The organism is Bacillus sp. AL-1R, from assembly GCF_052180195.1.
Lineage (GTDB): Bacteria > Bacillota > Bacilli > Bacillales > Bacillaceae_G > Gottfriedia.
This window is the reverse complement of record NZ_CP197469.1, coordinates 1400791-1419502: the sequence shown is the minus strand read 5'-3', so window position 1 is coordinate 1419502 and position 18712 is coordinate 1400791. Positions and strand designations below refer to the sequence as shown.

The 18712-nt window shown below is 33.1% G+C and carries 23 protein-coding genes; 7 read left to right on the top strand and 16 right to left on the bottom strand.

Going from position 1 to position 18712, the window contains the following annotated elements; genetic code table 11:
- Positions 1-37: 37 nt before the first annotated feature.
- The gene (locus tag ACSBO6_RS06600; protein WP_098846993.1) at positions 38-328 is read right to left on the bottom strand and encodes an Fpa/YlaN family protein; all 291 of its coding nucleotides are present in this window, start codon (positions 326-328) and stop codon (positions 38-40) included.
- Positions 329-625: 297 nt separating this feature from the next.
- On the opposite strand from ACSBO6_RS06600, the gene ACSBO6_RS06595 reads away from it, so the two are divergent.
- Positions 626-1114, top strand: coding sequence for a hypothetical protein (locus ACSBO6_RS06595; protein ID WP_098846992.1), 489 nt, complete (start codon positions 626-628; stop codon positions 1112-1114).
- Between the two features lie 67 nt (positions 1115-1181).
- On the opposite strand, the gene ACSBO6_RS06590 is transcribed toward ACSBO6_RS06595, so the two are convergent.
- Both ACSBO6_RS06590 and ACSBO6_RS06585 read right to left on the bottom strand, forming a co-directional pair.
- The gene (locus ACSBO6_RS06590) at positions 1182-2510 is read right to left on the bottom strand and encodes a PhoH family protein (protein ID WP_056468520.1); all 1329 of its coding nucleotides are present in this window, start codon (positions 2508-2510) and stop codon (positions 1182-1184) included.
- Between the two features lie 150 nt (positions 2511-2660).
- Positions 2661-3122, bottom strand: coding sequence for a pyridoxamine 5'-phosphate oxidase family protein (locus ACSBO6_RS06585; RefSeq protein ID WP_098847031.1), 462 nt, complete (start codon positions 3120-3122; stop codon positions 2661-2663).
- A gap of 154 nt (positions 3123-3276) precedes the next feature.
- Between ACSBO6_RS06585 and ACSBO6_RS06580 the strand changes: the two genes are divergently transcribed.
- The gene (locus ACSBO6_RS06580) at positions 3277-3477 is read left to right on the top strand and encodes a YlaI family protein (protein WP_098846991.1); all 201 of its coding nucleotides are present in this window, start codon (positions 3277-3279) and stop codon (positions 3475-3477) included.
- A gap of 79 nt (positions 3478-3556) precedes the next feature.
- On the opposite strand, the gene ACSBO6_RS06575 is transcribed toward ACSBO6_RS06580, so the two are convergent.
- The 3 genes from ACSBO6_RS06575 to typA form a co-directional block, all read right to left on the bottom strand.
- Complete coding sequence (locus tag ACSBO6_RS06575) at positions 3557-3829, bottom strand: hypothetical protein (protein WP_098846990.1); 273 nt, start codon at positions 3827-3829, stop codon at positions 3557-3559.
- Between the two features lie 18 nt (positions 3830-3847).
- Entirely contained in the window at positions 3848-4165 is a 318-nt protein-coding gene (locus tag ACSBO6_RS06570) for a YlaH-like family protein (protein ID WP_353616073.1), read from the bottom strand.
- 149 nt (positions 4166-4314) lie between these two features.
- Positions 4315-6159: a translational GTPase TypA gene (gene typA, locus ACSBO6_RS06565; protein WP_498844390.1), complete on the bottom strand. Its 1845-nt coding sequence runs from the start codon at positions 6157-6159 to the stop codon at positions 4315-4317.
- Between the two features lie 203 nt (positions 6160-6362).
- Here typA and ACSBO6_RS06560 point away from each other — a divergent pair, with 203 nt between their 5' ends.
- A complete protein-coding gene (locus tag ACSBO6_RS06560; RefSeq protein WP_098846988.1) occupies positions 6363-6548 on the top strand; it encodes a DUF5325 family protein in 186 nt (61 codons plus the stop codon).
- Positions 6549-6624: 76 nt separating this feature from the next.
- Here ACSBO6_RS06560 and ACSBO6_RS06555 read toward each other — a convergent pair whose 3' ends face one another.
- Positions 6625-7428: an inositol monophosphatase family protein gene (locus ACSBO6_RS06555; protein WP_098846987.1), complete on the bottom strand. Its 804-nt coding sequence runs from the start codon at positions 7426-7428 to the stop codon at positions 6625-6627.
- 214 nt (positions 7429-7642) lie between these two features.
- On the bottom strand, positions 7643-7831 hold the full coding sequence (locus ACSBO6_RS06550) for a YkzI domain-containing protein (protein ID WP_056468536.1): 189 nt from the start codon (positions 7829-7831) through the stop codon (positions 7643-7645).
- Positions 7832-8027: 196 nt separating this feature from the next.
- Between ACSBO6_RS06550 and ACSBO6_RS06545 the strand changes: the two genes are divergently transcribed.
- Positions 8028-8657 (top strand): YktB family protein, encoded by a 630-nt coding sequence (locus ACSBO6_RS06545; protein WP_098846986.1) that lies wholly within the window; start codon positions 8028-8030, stop codon positions 8655-8657.
- Between the two features lie 222 nt (positions 8658-8879).
- Here the strand turns inward: ACSBO6_RS06545 and ACSBO6_RS06540 are convergent, their stop codons facing one another.
- The gene (locus ACSBO6_RS06540; protein WP_098846985.1) at positions 8880-9149 is read right to left on the bottom strand and encodes a UPF0223 family protein; all 270 of its coding nucleotides are present in this window, start codon (positions 9147-9149) and stop codon (positions 8880-8882) included.
- Positions 9150-9425: 276 nt separating this feature from the next.
- Between ACSBO6_RS06540 and ACSBO6_RS06535 the strand changes: the two genes are divergently transcribed.
- On the top strand, positions 9426-10877 hold the full coding sequence (locus ACSBO6_RS06535) for an aminotransferase class I/II-fold pyridoxal phosphate-dependent enzyme (protein ID WP_098846984.1): 1452 nt from the start codon (positions 9426-9428) through the stop codon (positions 10875-10877).
- A 155-nt stretch (positions 10878-11032) separates the two neighbouring features.
- Positions 11033-11857, top strand: coding sequence for a protein-glutamine gamma-glutamyltransferase (locus ACSBO6_RS06530; RefSeq protein ID WP_286138388.1), 825 nt, complete (start codon positions 11033-11035; stop codon positions 11855-11857).
- 165 nt (positions 11858-12022) lie between these two features.
- Here ACSBO6_RS06530 and ACSBO6_RS06525 read toward each other — a convergent pair whose 3' ends face one another.
- Together ACSBO6_RS06525 and ACSBO6_RS06520 are read right to left on the bottom strand one after the other, a co-directional pair.
- Positions 12023-12148, bottom strand: a complete 126-nt coding sequence (locus ACSBO6_RS06525) for a GapA-binding peptide SR1P (RefSeq protein ID WP_098846982.1) — start codon at positions 12146-12148, stop codon at positions 12023-12025.
- A gap of 167 nt (positions 12149-12315) precedes the next feature.
- Positions 12316-12609, bottom strand: a complete 294-nt coding sequence (locus ACSBO6_RS06520; RefSeq protein WP_098846981.1) for a DUF3055 domain-containing protein — start codon at positions 12607-12609, stop codon at positions 12316-12318.
- Positions 12610-12770: 161 nt separating this feature from the next.
- On the opposite strand from ACSBO6_RS06520, the gene ACSBO6_RS06515 reads away from it, so the two are divergent.
- A complete protein-coding gene (locus ACSBO6_RS06515) occupies positions 12771-13166 on the top strand; it encodes a DUF1885 family protein (RefSeq protein WP_098846980.1) in 396 nt (131 codons plus the stop codon).
- Position 13167: 1 nt separating this feature from the next.
- On the opposite strand, the gene ACSBO6_RS06510 is transcribed toward ACSBO6_RS06515, so the two are convergent.
- The 5 genes from ACSBO6_RS06510 to pdhA all read right to left on the bottom strand — a co-directional run bounded on the left by ACSBO6_RS06510 (position 13168) and on the right by pdhA (position 18628).
- A complete protein-coding gene (locus ACSBO6_RS06510) occupies positions 13168-13407 on the bottom strand; it encodes a hypothetical protein (protein WP_098846979.1) in 240 nt (79 codons plus the stop codon).
- A 255-nt stretch (positions 13408-13662) separates the two neighbouring features.
- Entirely contained in the window at positions 13663-15075 is a 1413-nt protein-coding gene (gene lpdA / locus ACSBO6_RS06505; protein WP_098846978.1) for a dihydrolipoyl dehydrogenase, read from the bottom strand.
- Positions 15076-15080: 5 nt separating this feature from the next.
- Positions 15081-16439, bottom strand: a complete 1359-nt coding sequence (locus ACSBO6_RS06500) for a dihydrolipoamide acetyltransferase family protein (RefSeq protein WP_498844657.1) — start codon at positions 16437-16439, stop codon at positions 15081-15083.
- Between the two features lie 128 nt (positions 16440-16567).
- The gene (locus ACSBO6_RS06495; protein ID WP_098846977.1) at positions 16568-17545 is read right to left on the bottom strand and encodes an alpha-ketoacid dehydrogenase subunit beta; all 978 of its coding nucleotides are present in this window, start codon (positions 17543-17545) and stop codon (positions 16568-16570) included.
- A 3-nt stretch (positions 17546-17548) separates the two neighbouring features.
- The gene (pdhA, locus tag ACSBO6_RS06490; RefSeq protein ID WP_286138387.1) at positions 17549-18628 is read right to left on the bottom strand and encodes a pyruvate dehydrogenase (acetyl-transferring) E1 component subunit alpha; all 1080 of its coding nucleotides are present in this window, start codon (positions 18626-18628) and stop codon (positions 17549-17551) included.
- Between the last annotated feature and the right edge of the window lie 84 nt (positions 18629-18712).

Below are 18712 nucleotides of genomic sequence, written 5' to 3'. Positions count from 1 at the left end.
GCTCAAACATTTTTGTTTGAACTTTTGTTTTTAATCATTATTTATTCTTTTGATCTGTAAACGCTTCATGTAAAGCAGATAATTGACGCTCAAGTTCAGAAAGAAGGTCTTTACCTTGTTCTGCTTCAATTAATCCTAAACGAGAAGCAAAATCAATCTCCCTTGATAATCCAAACATTTGAGTATCTAAAACCTCTTCATATAGAGGGCATTGTGGCATCGTTAAATGATCAAGTTGCACATTAATTAATTTTAATATTTTTTCAGCATCTTTTTTTAATAATTCAAATGCTTTATCTTTGTAATCTGTTACAGCATCAGACCTCAATTTTCTCCCTCCGCTTCCGTACAAGCTATCTATTTAATATTATAGTTCTTTTAAGGAAAAATCAACTTAAATCAAAAGTTTTGCAAATATGTAGTTTAGAAAAGCAATTTTTTACAACTATACTTTTCTCATGTTTGCCAGTTGATTTAATTAAAAATCTAATTACAAATAAATTAAAGAACGCTTTAATGTGAATGCATAAAAAATAGTGTTAATTTTGTTCAATTGTTTGTCTTTTTAGTTAAAATAGTCGTACACTATAGGTAGAATTTGTACATAGAAGGAGTTTGTTTTAGGATGAGCGATGTTTTTCAATTAACTGGTAACGTGGAGTTTCCTTTAACGATTGATCCAAGTGTTTGGATTTTTGATGAGAGAAAGGTTAAGTTAGAGAGTTTATTAGCTGGAGATTTGAAAAAAGTTGATGAACTTGAGCAATACACTAAAAGCGTTTCAAAGCATTGGGATCGTGAAATTGTTGAAGGTGCAAAGGTAGATAATAGTCCTTTATTCGCTACTCAAAAAAAAGAATGGCTTAAGGAATCTTATGCAATGCCATTTTCTTATTTTATAGACAATAGTAAACCGAAAAATCGTGATTCAAAAGTTACAATCGAAACAGAAGGTGAAATTATAAATTTACCTTTTGAAACTGTATATGAAAGCTATTTAGCCTTTTCATACAATGGTAAGAGAATCCTTGAAGATGGGCCAGTACACTTATATTTTGTTGATGGAACAAATAAAGAAACACCAATTACATCAATAAAAAAAATTATTTTCTAGTTAAATGCTAAGGAACATCTTACTGATTGATTTTTTGTAAGATGTTCCTTTTTATAAACTTTAATTATTACAATATATCCGCTGCAAGTTGGGCTATTGATGATCGTTCACCTTTTATTAATTTTACATGCCCACTTATTTTTTGATCTTTAAATTTTTCAACTACATAAGTTAATCCATTGTTGTATTCATCTAAATATGGATGATCAATTTGTTCTGGATCTCCCATTAATACAATTTTACTCTTATCACCAACACGAGTTAAAATTGTTTTTACCTCATGTCTAGTTAGGTTTTGTGCTTCATCTATTATAATAAATTGCTCTGGAATACTTCTACCTCTTATATAAGTCAAAGCTTCTACTTCAATTGAGCCCATTCCAGCTAATATAGCATCTAGTTCTCCAGGTTTTTTCGTATTAAATAGATATTCTAAATTATCATAAATCGGTTGCATCCAAGGACGGAGTTTTTCATCTTTTTCACCTGGTAAGTAGCCAAGATCTTTGCCAACTGGAACAATCGGTCTAGCAACTAATAACTTTTTATAGCTTTGAAGGTCCTCACTTTGCATTAAACCTGCTGCTAAAGCTAATAAAGTTTTTCCGGTACCTGCTTTACCAATTAATGTGACTAATGGTATATCGTCTCGAAGTAGTAATTCTAAAGCCATGGACTGTTGTGCATTTCTTGGCCTTATGCCCCAAATATGTTCATTTGAGAAAACAAATTTCTTAATTTTTGTACCCGTTTTATCAACAACTCCAAGAGCTGAGCTTTTACCACCAAGAGCATCCTTTAATACGATAAATTGATTAGGATAAAATGGATGGTTTGCTATATCTGAAACAGGAAGTTCGGTTTTTTCGTAAAACTTGTTTAATAAATCAGTATTTATGTAATACTCTAAATAGCCGGTATAAATATGATCAACTTCCACTACTCGATCACTTAAATAATCTTCAGCTAATAAATTCAATGCATCCGCTTTTACACGAACTAGTGTATCTTTACTAACTAAAATGACTGTTTTTCCGCTTTCTTTTGCTTCTTCTTCAAGTGATAAGTTTTTTGCAACAGCTAAAATGCGATTATCGTTCGTTTTTTCAACAAAGATTTCTTGCAATTGTTGAAATGAGCGATGATTTAATTCAATTCTAAACGAACCACCATTTTCAAGAGGAATACTTTCATGTAATTTCCCTAGTTCTCGAAAGCTATCAATTAGTTTGGATACATACCTAGCATTACGACCAACTTCATCCATATATCTCTTCTTTGAATCTACTTCCTCTAAGACAACAGCTGGTACAACTACTTCATTATCTTCAAATGAAAAGATTGCTAGTGGGTCTTGCAGTAGTACATTGGTGTCGAGAACATATATTTTACTCAATCCTTAACCTCCTGACTAAAAATAACTCAGATTAGAATAATTAGTTTTAATTCTAAATTGAATGGTCTTACAAATGGTTACTAGTCGAAGAATGGACGAACCGTTAATATATTATATGAAATTCTCTCTACTTTAGAATATTTTTTCTGTTTATAGCTCAAGTGATCTAAGACCACTTAATACTGCTACATCTAATTTTTTTGCAGCTCTCTCATCATATGTTTTTGCATATTCTGGCTCAACTGTTATTTTAGACCCGTAGAACAATATATTTTTCACTTCATTAACTTCTACTTCGATACACGCTAATTTTAATGGAATCCCAGGCATTTGCTTCGTTAAAATTTTCGCATTCCCTGAAATACTATAGACTGTTTCATTTGAGAATAAGCTTAATGATACCCCTTCAACTTCTTCGATATTAGAAATAATTGCTGATCTTTGATCTACCGCAAAACGAATCGTCTTTTCGTCTAAAGCAGCAATCCAAGATATTGCATTTGTAACAGGTGAATTCTTTTCGGAGTTAAAAGTACTTAAAAAAACAATCTTTTCCTTATTACAATCTTCAAATAAGCTTGGTGATAATGTTTTCTCAATACTGTTTGCCATCACTATTTCATCTCCTTCAAATAAAGAGTATACTAATATAATTCAAAGTTTACTTGAAAACTTCCTGCTAAAACTATTGTTTTCTAAAAATATATTCTAAAACCTGTTATAATTATGTTAACTTAAGTTCCATATATAAGGAGAGAAATTTCACATGAGAGTTAAATGCATGATTTGTGATAAAAGCGAATCGATTAGCGATGAATCACCTATTGCAAAAAAATTAAGAAATCGTCCTATCCATACATATACATGCTCTGAATGTTACGATCGAATTAAAATAAAAACAGAACAAAGAATTGCCACTGGAAATTTCCGTTTCTTAAAACCTGTAAAGGACGATGACGAGTGGTAATATTGAAAAAAAAGCGAATTGGTCTTTATTTGATCAACTAAAATACTAAACAAAAAAACCTAGATTAATTTCTAGGTTTTTAATATTTCTCTGGATTAACTTTAACTTGATCTAAAAAGCAATCAATCATTTCAATCGGAAAGCGCGTAGTACGCTCTTTTTCTGCTTGTGTAAATGTAATTAAATAAAAATCTTCCATTTTTTCTATTTTTACATTCGATACTTGATGATCGTCTTTTAATATCGAATCAAACATCTCATAAGTCTCTTTAGCAGCTTCATCTGAAGGTCTACCTTCATATATTACTTTTATTGTTAGCCAATTATATAAAGCGTCCTGAACAGATTTCATCTTAATACCAACTCTCTATTATGTAGTAGCATTATTTTTTTTTGATTGATGTAAACGAATCTTATATACACCTAATACGAAAACACTTGCTAGTAATGCTTCCACGATTGGGATCCTTAAAGCTAAGAAAGTAAGGAAACTACAACCGATCATAAGTAAAACATAAATGATCAAATTTTTAAGGATGCTCAATTTTTTTGCAAAACCTAAATGGTATACCACAATACTTAATACAACAATTAGACCATATAAGATCCACATTGAAAGATGAACATCATGAGTTATATTTATTAACTGTGTTATGACAAACTCAAAACCCTTTGGAGCTTTTTCCAAATCCATTTCCCCCTATAAAATAATAAAACTAAATACTTCTATAAGTTTTTAAATCCACTTAAATATTATTTTTTGCTACTTTTTCTACAAAAATGAAACCGACTATTTTCTAGTCGGTTTTATTATATCATAATTATTTTAAAATTTAATTAGTCTTGTTCAGCGAATTTTTTTCTTTTCGCTGCACGCTCACGCTCATTTTTATCAAGAAGTTTTTTACGTAAACGAATTGATGTTGGCGTAACTTCACAGTACTCATCATCGTTCAAGTATTCTAATGATTCTTCAAGCGTCATAATACGTGGTTTTTTCATTGTTGTTGTTTGGTCTTTGTTTGCTGATCGGATGTTAGTAGCGTGTTTAACTTTAACAACGTTTACTGATAAATCATTATCACGATTATGTTCACCAACAATCATACCATCATATACATCTGTTCCTGGCTCAACGAAAATTACACCACGGTCTTCTAGACCCATAATTCCATATGTTGAAGCTTTACCAGTTTCCATTGATACTAATACACCTTGACGACGTCCACCAACTTGACCTTGAATTGCTGGTTGGTAGCTATCGAATGAATGGTTAATGATTCCATAACCACGAGTTAATGTTAAGAACTCAGTAGTATAACCAATTAATCCACGAGCTGGCACCATAAATGTTAAACGAACTTGACCGTTACCATTATTTACCATATCTTTCATTTCACCTTTACGTGCACCCATTGATTCCATAATTGAACCAGTGTATTCTTCTGGAATGTCAATTTGAACGTGCTCAACAGGCTCACATCTTACACCGTCAATCTCACGAATGATAACTTCTGGTTTTGAAACTTGAAGCTCATATCCTTCACGACGCATGTTTTCAATTAGGATTGATAAGTGAAGCTCCCCACGTCCACTTACGATCCATACATCAGGAGAATCTGTATTTTCTACACGTAAACTTACGTCTGTTTGAAGTTCTTGTAATAATCTCTCCTCAATTTTACGAGAAGTTACAAATTTACCTTCACGACCTGCAAAAGGTGAATTATTAACTAAGAATGTCATTTGAAGAGTTGGCTCATCAATACGTAAGATTGGAAGTGCTTCTTGGTATTCAGCAGGACATACTGTTTCACCAACGTTAATATCTTCCATACCAGATACTGCTACTAAGTCACCAGCTTTTGCTTCTTGGATTTCAATACGTTTTAATCCAATGAATCCAAACATTTTTGTAATACGGAATTGTTTAACCGATCCATCAAGTTTCATTAATGCAACTGATTGACCAACTTGCATTGTTCCACGGAAAATACGTCCGATACCGATACGTCCAACATAGTCATTGTAGTCTAATAATGTTACTTGGAATTGTAAAGGCTCTTCACTATTATCAATTGGAGCTGGAATATGCTCAATAATTGTATCGAATAAAGCATTCATATTAGGTTCTTGTTTAGATGGATCAGATTCTAAGCTAGAAGTTCCGTTAATCGCTGAAGCGAATACTACTGGGAATTCTAATTGATCTTCATCTGCACCTAATTCGATAAATAAATCGATTACTTCGTCAACTACTTCATCAGGACGAGCGAAGTCACGGTCGATTTTATTTACTACTACGATTGGTGTTAAATGTTGTTCTAAAGCTTTTTTCAATACAAAGCGAGTTTGTGGCATACATCCTTCATATGCATCTACAACTAAAAGAACACCATCTACCATTTTCATGATACGTTCTACTTCTCCACCAAAGTCTGCGTGCCCTGGAGTATCCATGATGTTAATACGTTTACCTTCATATTGGATTGCAGTGTTTTTAGCTAAAATTGTAATTCCACGTTCACGTTCTATATCATTAGAGTCCATTGCACGTTCATTAACGTTTTCGTTTGAACGGAATGTACCTGATTGTTTTAATAACTCATCAACTAAAGTTGTTTTCCCATGGTCAACGTGCGCAATAATTGCTATATTGCGTAAATCTTCTCTTTTTTTCAAAATATATTCACTCCTAAAATGTCTACACATCTGTTTTCATTATTAACTAAAACATTATAGCACATGCACATGGAAATATATCAAGAAAATGTTTAATCAAAAATATAAATTATTAATAATTATTTAGTAAATATTTAATTTTTTCAAATTTACATCTGATTCGACAAAGAGTAAAATAAGAATTATGAACAGGAGGATTCACCATGTCTAGCATAAAATTTAGACTTTTCTGTGTAGCTACTTTATCTGTAATTTTCTTAATTCTAGTTGGTATAATGCTAGCAGAACAAAGTAGTATCGGAGCTGTTATTTCACTAATTATTTCAATATTATTAGTTGGTTATGGTTTTTCTTTACGTGCTAAAATGAAAAGAGAAGGCAAATTATAAACCAATCTTCTTTTTTTGAACACTGTCTACACATAAAAAAAGAAGGTAAGTTGTTACCAAAACTTACCTTCTTTTTTTATTTTTGTAGAAATTCGATATAATCAGTTAGTAATTCGTTATGAATTGAAGCGTTACTTACTAGCACTGAGCTTTTTTTAAGAATTGAAAGGCTTTCATTTTTGAGGGTAGTACATATTCCACCTAGTTCTTCAACAATGATTTTACCCGCAGCAAAATCCCAAGGAGATAATCTTGGGGTGATGTATGCATCTACTCTTCCCATTGCCACATAGACCATTTCCATCGCGGCAGAACCATATGACCTACTTCCTCTAACTTTTCTAACAAGTTTACTTAATTTTTCATGGTTTAAATAACGATTTTTAGTTAACCAAATAGCATTTACAGCTACAATAGACTCTTCTAGTACTACATTTTTCAAAGGTGTTAATTCAAGATCATTTAAATAAGCTCCTTCACCCTTTTTTGCAAAATATAGTTCATTATGTATAACATCCAAGATAAACCCCATTTTACCGATTCCATTTTCATAAATACCTAAAGAAATCATAAAATTACGTTTTTGGTGAACAAAATTCATCGTTCCATCGATTGGATCAAGAATCCATACAACTCCAGTTACTTGATCTAATTCATCACCTTTACCCTCTTCACCTAATAAGTAATGATTTGGAAATTTCTTTTTTATTTTTTCATAAAAAAATTTTTCAATTTCTTCGTCTTTATTTGTTACTAAATCATTTTCGTTTGATTTAGTATTGATTGTTATGGAGTCGTATAAAGAGCTTTTAATATTTTTTGCTGCCTCTTGGAGCAAATCCCTCGCGAATTGTTCAATTTCTTTCCAGTCTACATTCATAATTAAACACTCCAAACTCTACGTGCTAAAAATCTATATTATTTTGGTCCTGTTTTCAGTTTACCAATTTTAACCTAAAAAAACCTAATGAAATGATTTTTATTTATGATGAGGAACTTTTTTGGAGGGTGGGCATACGATAGACCATTGGGCTAAAGGCGAAGAAGAGCACACAGAAAAACGAACCTATTTAAAGGTTCGGTAAATAAATTCGCTAAGCTTCTAAACGAATTAATTCTAATCTTAATAATTCTAATTTCTTCTTAGATTCAATCATTGCTTCATTATCATTGACCGTCATAGCATCGAATAGTGTAGCTAGTTCGTAATCTAATTCTAATCTAAGTACAGGAATTCTCTTTTCTGCATCAGTTCTTTTTAACGCATTAATCACTTGTCTCATCATTATCCCTCCATAGAATATAAGTTGGCAAAACAAATTGTAAAAGTTAATTAACAAAATTTTCTGATTTTTATCTTGCTACTAATATATGTTATTTAAGCTTATAATGTAACTATTTTATGAAGAAACATATTACCCATTTGTTTTGGACAAACATGGTATACTAATTAGATAATGTAACTAGGGGGTTTAGAAATTGATTCAAAGTTTTTTTCAAGAAAGTGATTTTGAAATATTTACAACTGACTCAACATTAGAAACTAGAATGAGTGCTATACAAAATGAAATTCAACCAAAATTTAAAGAAATTGAAGAAGAAATATTACCATTTTTAAATGTACAAACTGATCAAAACTTTTTTGGCCATATTGCTAAGCATGCTCGTCGTACAGTAAATCCTCCAAAAGATACTTGGATTGCTTTTGCTACAAATAATCGTGGATACAAGATGCTTCCTCATTTTCAATTTGGACTTTGGGGTACTCACCTGTTTGTTTTCTTTGGCATTATTTATGAAAGTCCAAATAAACAATCAATTGCCATTAATTTTGAAAAGAATAAAAATAAACTTTACAAAATGATTCCGAAAGATTTCGTTGTATCATACGATCATATGAAGCCTGATGTGATACAAAAAGGTAAAATGACTAAAGATGAATTCAATAAAGGTATCCAAAGATTTCATGATGTAAAAAAAGCAGAATACCTATGTGGTATTACGATTGCAAAAGATGAAGCGATTACACTTACAAAGGAAGAACTAATCCAACGTATTATAGAAACTTATAATACTTTAATTCCTTTATACAAAATTAGTATAAACTGAATTAATATAAGTGTTGTTTAATTATACATATGTCAAAAACAAAAGTCTATGCCCATTCTTTACACATTTTTCGACAGGACGAATATGAAATTGATTTTTTTAAACAATACATACAGAAAAAAAGCCCATTGAAGGTAGCTAAAAAACCTTTAATGGGCTTCTATTTTAAACTTAAGAATTTTTCTTACTCTATTTTGCCTAAAACGCTTAACTTATTTTAAACTACATTTTTATTTTTTCACCAGGAGCACTCTTTTTAGCTTTTTGCATAACTCTGTACGCAGAATAGCCTGATATCTCCTCTAACTCATTACATAATTTTTTTTCTTCTGCAATACTAGGTACGATTGTCTTAAACTGTTTATAAGCAGCCATTAACACTTCACGATCGATTCCCTTTTCATACGCTTTTTCTACTGCTGTGTAGAACTTTATTACCTCAATTGTCTCATCTGTTGTCCAATCGTATGAAATTGGGTATTGGTAATCCATTTACTTCACTCCTACAATTTTCTAATTAATTCCATTTTAACACATTTTTTAAATTCCATTCTTATTTTCAAAATTGATATAATTTCATTCGGATGAATAAAATTTCATACCTTTATAATATTTTTCTATACAGAAAATTCATAGAATGATATAATCTTTTTGTTTTTCAAATGAAGGTAAGACAGTTTATAACTTAATGAGAGTAAACAGTTGAATTGTTTACAAACATACCACTTCCGAAAAACACTATTATTCATTAAATGGGGTGTATGTTAAATGAAACAAATTGAAACGCCGTTATTTTCTTCTTTATTAGAACATGCTAAGAAGAACCCTATTCAATTCCATATTCCAGGACATAAAAAAGGAAATGGAATGGATCCAACATTTAGAGAGTTTATTGGTGATAATGCATTATCGATCGATTTAATCAACATTGCTCCTTTAGATGATCTACATCATCCAAAAGGTAAAATAAAACAAGCACAAGATCTTGCAGCGAAAGCTTTTGGCGCTGACCACACATTCTTTTCAGTTCAAGGCACTAGTGGTGCAATCATGACTATGGTAATGAGTGTTTGTGGACCTGGCGATAAAATTATCGTTCCAAGAAATGTCCACAAATCTGTTTTATCTGCAATCATCTTCTCAGGTGCTACACCGATTTTTGTTCATCCTGAAATTGATAGTGAATTAGGTATTTCACACGGTATTACGACAAATGCAGTGAAAGAGGCCATTTTAACTAATCCTGATGCAAAAGCAGTATTAGTCATTAATCCTACATACTTTGGCTTTGTAGCAGATTTAAAAAGCATTGTTGACTTGGCACATTCACATGGTTTAGCCGTATTAGTTGACGAAGCACACGGAGTACATATTCATTTCCATGACGAATTACCGATCTCTGCGATGCAAGCAGGGGCTGACATGGCTGCTACGAGCGTTCATAAGCTTGGTGGCTCTATGACTCAAAGTTCCATTTTAAATGTAAGAGAAGGCATTGTGAATGTCCACAGAGTACAATCTGTACTTAGTATGCTAACAACTACCTCTACATCCTATTTATTGCTCGCTTCACTAGATGTTGCAAGAAAGAGATTAGCAACTGTTGGTGAAGAATTATTAACGAATACGATTAGACTAGCAAATAATGCACGAAATAAAATTAATTCAATCAATGGCTTATATTGTCCTGGTTATGATTTAGTTGGTAACGAGGCTACTTTCAACTTTGATCCTACTAAACTATTAATCAGCGTAAAAAAACTGGGTATTACTGGCCATGATGTTGAAGTTTGGTTAAGGGAACGATTTAATATTGAAGTTGAAATGTCTGATTTATATAATGTGCTTTGCATTTTAACACCAGGTGATAGCGAAGAAGACATTCAGCAGTTAATTCATGCACTTGAAGTATTAGTAACTGAATTTGACATTCAAGAGCGTAATACAAATTTAAACGTCGAGATTCCAACGATTCCAAATTTAGCAGTTTCTCCTAGAGATGCATTTTACTCAGAAACAGAATCTGTTCCACTTGAGGATTCTGTCGGTAGAATTATTGCTGAATTTGTAATGGTTTATCCACCTGGAATTCCAATCTTCTTACCTGGTGAAGAAATTACACTTGAAAATCTAGTTTATATTAAAAAGAATATTGAAGCAGGATTACCTGTACAAGGTCCAGAAGACGAAGAATTATTAACGTTAAAAGTATTAAAATAACAAAATTTTTCACGAAAAAACTAGGAAATGAATCCTAGTTTTTTTGTATTCAAAATCACATCTAAATTAGATAGGCATATGATAGGTAAAGTAATTAAATTGATTTCGCACGAAAAAATTGTTTTTTATGTAAGGATGTGGACTAATTGATAGTCGTGAATAATAAAATTGTTCATGCTTCATTAAAAAATAGCGGAGATTCAAAAAATAAACTTTATCAAGAAATATTGTCTAGTTTAACAAACAGTAAAAAATCTCATATTTATAAATCGGATCGTGAATTATCTTTTGATTTGACACTTAGAACTTATGTACTTCAAGCTTCCAAAGATTTATTAACAAGTGGCATGCAATTTAGGGTCTTTAGAAAGGCATATTGTAATCCTATGTTCTGGATTCGCACACCAATGGGAGGGTTCAGACTTAGGCCAGGCATAAGAGCTTCTATGGGAATTTATGATATTTTTCGCAACGGTCAATTTTACGCAACAGAATGTGCAACTGCAATCATAATGATTTTTTATAAAGCCCTGCTAGATCTTTACGGCTATGAAATTTTTGATCAACTATTTGATAATGAAATATACTTATATGCTTGGAATTACAATCCAAAATTAGCCATTTTAACGGCCGAAGTAGATCGTCCAGCTCCTGGTGATGTTGTTTATATTAAAAATCCTGAAGTTAATCCAATGACGCCAGAATGGCAAGGAGAAAATACTGTATCGATGGGAAGTAATTATTATTATGGTCACGGTATCGGAATACGTACATTACAAGAGATTATTTTCCATTTAAATATGCATAGATTTCCTTTTGCGATGGTTTCTGCCTTTTTAACAAATTTAAATACGAGAATTGACCCGAACGAAATGGCTCAATATTTAAAGGATACTTCAAAGTTAATTCCAGTTACAACAAGAGAAGCTTCATCCGAAGTTATAACTGCAAGAATTGGAGATCAAACTCAAATTGCATAAAGTGAAAAATGGGTGATTCGAAATTTGAGTCTCCCTTTTTTATGTGTTTTTTTAAACGTTCTTGTTCTCAGGAGAAATACATAAAAAACCACAAGGGAAAAAGCTCCCTTGTGGCATTTATAAATGTCTATAAATTCTTTTAGACTGTAAAATTAATTTTTATAATTAGCAAGCTTCTTTATCAGCCGGTTCTTCACAATCTTCACAGTTTTTAACGTAAAGAGTTGTTACTTTCTCATCCTCGAAATGACCTACTGTTTTTTCACAACATTTACATACGAATGTTCCCATCTTTGTAACCCCTTTCATAATGTTGTATCAATTAACTAACTTCATTATAATGTGTTATACTTATTTACGCAAGTGGTAAATAAGTATAACTTAAATATTCTTATACTAGATTATTCAAGGGGTTTTATTCGGTGAACGCATTTCAATTAGTATAACACATTTATTTTTTATTCATAGCTCTCTTCTATACTTGGTGATGGTAACCAGTCGATTAAATATTCTGCGAGCTCCATTGCCTCTTCCTCTGTTTTTAGTTTACATAAAAATTTCAACTGATTTGGAAACGATACATCTTGTCGATCTAATACAATGCATTGTCTAGATTGCATACAGATGACGAGTGGCTTTCCAAAGAACATGTTCGTATATACAATACCAATATCGTATCTTGTATCGTTCGTAACGAAGCCAACAAATCGGACTCTTACATTTTCATGATCATCATATAATTTCTCAAACATTATTTCACCCACTCCTCCAGTTTAGTATTGTAAGTTAATACATATGAAGAAACTATTAAATTCATACCGAATACTTGTCTAAAAATTTGAAATAATGTTATGATAAAAAAAGATTAAAAGTGATGTTTATCATTAAAACATCTTAGGGGGAAAATTTAAAAATGGTTCAACAAGCTACCATTCAATTAGTGGATAAATCAAAATACCAAGAAGCAAATTTAGATTTAATAAATAATTTAATAAATGATTACATCCAATCTTCAACTAAGATCGGTCAACAAGTTGACTGGAATTATGAAAGGGTTTCCTTTCCTTACACTATTTCAAATAAAAAATTAGATGACCAAGATGCACTTTATTTACAGAGCAATGATTCTCGTTATAAACATTTTGTTATTTCAATTAAAGATGATAAACAGATCGTGATAACACTATTACCAAACTCAACTTATGGTGATAAAGGAAAAGCAAATGAGCTCTGTAGATATTTAGCTCAAAAAATTGAAGCAAAGCTTGAATTATTTAACAAGCGAATCATGTATTTTTACAAGCGCTAAGTTAAAATAAATTTACGATCGCTTGACAAAAGAAAAATATCGAAGCATAAAAGCAAGTAATCATAATACTTGCTTTTCTTGTGTTTCCAACATATTTGGCAATTAAATAAAGCTGGTAAAAGAATACTAGAAACAAGATGACTTTAGAATATATTTGATCCCTTTTCGACAAGTATAAAACAAATGAAAAACCTAGCCAAAATAGTTGATGTATTGCTAATACAACTAATTGTTTTCGCATAAAGACTCCCACCATTCAATCATCAAATAATACTAGAAAGCTTGTTTTTTAAACGTTATGCGAGACATGCCTTAATCATGCAAAAAACCTCCTATTTGTTAGGAGGTTGCACAGCAGTCGTATTCTTCGTGAAATACCCTACGAAAAGGGTTTTATGATTCTAGTTTAATTAAACTACTTTAAGCATTGAATGTAGTGTTTCAAATGAATATGAACAGTAAAAAACCTCCTATTAAATAGGAGGTTTTTAAGAAATTATTTTAAAACGTGGATTGGATGACCCATCGCTAATTCAGCAGCTTCCATTGAGATTTCACCTAATGTTGGGTGAGCATGAATTGTTTGAGCAATATCCTCAACGCTCATGCAAGCTTCAATTGCAAGACCAAGCTCAGAAATAATATCTGATGCATTTACACCTGCAACTTGAGCACCAACTAGTACTCCATCTTCTTTACGTGAAACTAATTGAACAAATCCATCAGTTGAATTTAGAGATAATGCGCGACCATTTCCACCGAATGGGAATTTTGCTACATTAACAGCTAATCCTTCTTCATCTGCTTGTTTTTTAGTATAACCAACAGTTGCTAATTCTGGATCAGTAAATACTACAGCAGGAATTGCTAAGTATTCGATTTGGCTTGACATACCACTGATTGCCTCAGCAGCTACTTTACCTTCATAAGAAGCTTTGTGAGCTAATGGAGGTCCAGCAATTACATCACCAATTGCGTAAATATTTTTAATTGTTGTACGAGCTTGTTTATCAGTAGTAATAACACCACGTTCGTTAATTTCAACGCCGACATTTTCTAAGCCCATATCACGAGAGTTCGGGAAACGTCCAACTGTTACTAGTACGTAATCAGCTTCGATTTCTTTCATTTCGCCATTAGCTTCGAATTTAACTGTCACACCATCTGCAGTTTCTTCAACGCCTTTACCGAACGCTTTTGTTACGATATCTACATTACCTTTTTTCTTTAATCCACGTTTAACAATTGAACTCATTGATTTTTCAAAACCATTTAAGATTTCGTCACCAGCTTCAAGAATTGTTACGTGTGTACCAAAGTTAGCATAAGCTGTACCTAATTCCATACCAATATAGCCGCCACCAATAACAACTAATTTTTTTGGAATTTCTGGTAAGTTTAATGCACCAGTTGAATCAATTACACGGTTGCTCCATTTGAAACCAGGGATTTCGATTGGAGTTGAACCTGTTGCGATAATTGCATTATTAAAAGTATAAGTTTGAGCTGATTCTTCAGTAATAACACGAAGAGTGTTAGCATCATTAAAGTAAGCTTCACCTTTAATAACTTCAACTTTGTTTCCTTTTAATAAACCAGCTACACCGCCAGTTAATTTGTTAACTACACTGCTTTTCCAAGCTTGAACTTTTGTAAAATCAACTTTTACATTTTCTGCTGTAATCCCGATGTCTTCAGAATGCTTAGCTGTTTCATAACGGTGACCAGCTGTAATTAACGCCTTTGAAGGAATACAACCTACGTTTAAACATACCCCACCAAGATTACCTTTTTCAATAACAGCAACTTTTTGTCCAAGTTGTGCTGCACGAATTGCAGCAACATAACCACCAGGACCGGCACCGATAACGACCGTATCTAGTTCAATTGCGAAATCTCCTACTACCATTTATCTTACGCCTCCATTAATAATAATTCTGGATCATTTAATAATCGTTTAATATGGTTTAATGCGTTTTGAGCAGTTGCACCATCGATAATACGGTGGTCAAAGCTTAATGATAACGCTAATACTGGAGCAACAACGATTTCTCCGTTTAATACTACTGGTTTTTCAGCAATACGACCAATACCTAAAATAGCAACTTCAGGGTGGTTAATTACTGGAGTAAACCATTGTCCACCAGCTGAACCGATATTTGTGATTGTGCATGTAGCACCTTTCATTTCTGCAGGAGCTAATTTACCATCACGAGCTTTAGTAGCTAATTCATTAATTTCAGCAGAAATTGAGAAAATAGCTTTACGATCTGCATCTTTAACAACTGGTACTAATAAACCTTTATCAGTATCTGCAGCGATACCAATGTTATAGTAATGTTTATGAATGATCTCGCTTGTAGCATCATCGATTGATGTATTTAAAGCTGGGAATTTACGTAATGCAGAAGTTAATGCTTTAACAACATAAGGTAAGAACGTTAATTTAATACCTTGTGCAGCTGCAACTTCTTTATATTTTTTACGGCTAGCAACTAGTTTTGTTACATCTACTTCATCCATTAATGTTACGTGAGGAGCAGTATGTTTAGAGTTAACCATCGCTTTAGCGATTGCTTTACGAATTCCACTCATTTTTTCACGAGTTTCAGGATATGCACCTTCTGGAATTGGCGTTGCTTTTGGAGCTTCTTGCGCTTCGTTTTTCGCTTCTGTAACAACTTCTACAGCCACTTCTGTTTGTGATGCAGCAGCTGGTGCCACTCCTCCACCTAATAAGAATGCATCTACGTCTTGTTTTGTTACACGGCCATTTTTACCTGAACCTGGTACAATACGTAAATCCACGTTTTTCTCACGAGCGTATTTACGTACAGATGGCATTGCAATTACATGAGCTTTTGGTTCAATTGCAGCAACAGGTGATAATGGTGCAGCATCTGTTTTTGGTTCACTTTGCTCATAAGATTCTTGTACTTTTGCTTGAACTGCTTCAGCAGCTTCTGGAACTGGAGTAGTAGTTGGAGCTTCTTCAGCATGTTGTCCTTTGAAGCTAATGTTTTCATAACCAGGTGCATCTAAACGTACTAATACGTCACCAACAACTGCAACTGTACCTTCTGCAACTAATACTTCTAATACTTTCCCTTTTACAGGTGATGGAATTTCTACTACTGATTTATCGTTTTGAACTTCACAAATGATATCATCTTCATTTACTTCGTCGCCTGCTTTAATAAACCATTTTACAATTTCACCTTCGTGAATTCCTTCACCGATATCTGGTAATCTAAATTCAAATAGACTTGCCACTGAGTTTGACACAGATTTCTACCTCCGAACAAAGTTAAGTTAATTTTTTATAATATTTTATCTATAATGTAAGAAAGGTATTGATGAATTCATCAAATACCTTTCACTATTTTTTGTTATAAACTAAATTAGAAGTTTAAAACTTTTTGAATACCTTCTACTACATCTTTATGGTTAGGTAACCAAACTGTTTCCGCTTCTGAGAATGGGTAAACAGTATCAGCTGCAGTAATACGAACAACTGGTGCTTCTAATGAAAGGATACAACGATCATTGATTTCAGCAACTACATTTGCAGCAATACCAGCTTGTTTTTGTGCTTCTTGTACAACTACTGCACGTCCAGTTTTTTCAACAGACGCAACGATTGCTTCGATATCTAATGGGTGAACAGTACGTAAGTCAACAACTTCTACTGATACGCCTTCTTTTTCTAACTCTTCAGCAGCTTTTAATGCAGCGTGAACCATTGCACCGTATGCAAATACAGATACATCTTTACCTTCACGTTTAACGTCTGCTTTTCCTAATTCGATTGTGTACTCACCTTCAGGTACATCTTCACGGAATGAACGGTATAATTTCATGTGCTCTAAATAGATAACAGGATCATTATCACGAATAGATGAAATTAAAAGACCTTTAGCATCTTTAGGAGTTGATGGAATAACTACTTTTAAACCAGGAGTTTGAGCCATTAATCCTTCTAAACTATCCGCGTGCATTTCTGGTGTATGAACACCACCACCAAAAGGTGAACGGAAAGTAATTGGAGAAGTAAAACGACCACTTGTACGGTAACGCATACGAGCCGCTTGACCAGCGATTGAGTCCATAATTTCGAATAAGAATCCGAAGAATTGGATTTCTGGTACTGGACGGAAGCCTTGAATTCCAAGACCGATTGCTAATCCACCGATACCTGATTCAGCAAGTGGTGTATCGAATACACGCGCTTCACCGAATTCTGCTTGTAAACCTTCAGTTGCACGGAATACACCACCGTTTACTCCAACGTCTTCCCCGAATACTACTACAGTTGGATCGTTTTTCATTTCAACGCGTAATGCATCTGTGATAGCTTGAATCATTGTCATTTGCGCCATGACTTACTTCGACTCCTTCTCTTTGTAAATTGCATATTGCTCTTCTATATTACTTGTCATTGTTTCGAACATATTAGCCATTAAATCAGTAACTTTTTGTTTTGGCTCTTGGTCAGCAAGTTTGATCGCATCTTTAATTGCTTCTTTTGCTTCTTCGATAATTGCATTTTCTTCTTCTTCAGTCCAAAGACCTTTTTTCTCTAAGAACTTGCGGAAACGAACGATTGGATCTTTTGCTTCCCACTCATTTTCTGTATCTTTTGTACGGTAACGAGTTGGGTCATCACCAGCCATTGTATGTGGTCCATAACGGAATGTTAATGTTTCAATTAATGTTGGACCTTCGCCGTTAACTGCACGTTTACGAGCTTCTGATGTAGCTGCATAAACTGCTAATGGATCCATTCCATCAACTTGAATACCAGCAATACCTACAGCAATTGCTTTTTGAGCAATTGTTCTAGCTTTTGATTGCTTAGAAACTGGAGTTGAGATTGCGTATCTGTTATTTTGAACAACGAAAATCGCAGGAGCATTATAAGCACCAGCAAAGTTCATACCTTCATAGAAATCACCTTGAGAAGATCCACCGTCACCTGTATATGTAATGGCAACAGATTTTTGGCCTTTCAACTTCATACCAAGTGCAACACCTGCAGCTTGAACAATTTGAGCACCAATAATAATTTGTGGGAAGATTGCATTTACATCTTCAGGAATTTGGCTTCCTACTAAATGTCCACGTGACCATAAAAATGCTTTATATAATGGTAAACCGTGCCAGATCATTTGAGGTACATCACGGTAACCAGGTAAGATAAAGTCTTCTTTTTCAAGAGCAAATTGACTTGCTAATTGAGAAGCTTCTTGTCCTGCTGTAGGAGCATAGAAACCTAAACGACCTTGTCTGTTTAATGAAATTGAACGTTGATCAAGTACTCGAGTCCATACCATACGTTTCATTAATTCTTTTAATTGCTCATCTGATAAATCAGGCATCGCTGCTTCATTAACGATTTCGCCCTCTTCATTTAAAATTTGAAGAGTTCCAACTGAATCACCAAATTGAAGCATTTGATCCATTAATTCAGAAACAGTTTGTGTATTCTTCATTTCTGTTGTTTCCTTTCCAGCTACTTTCTTCGTAGTAGTTGCCACTAAAACCCA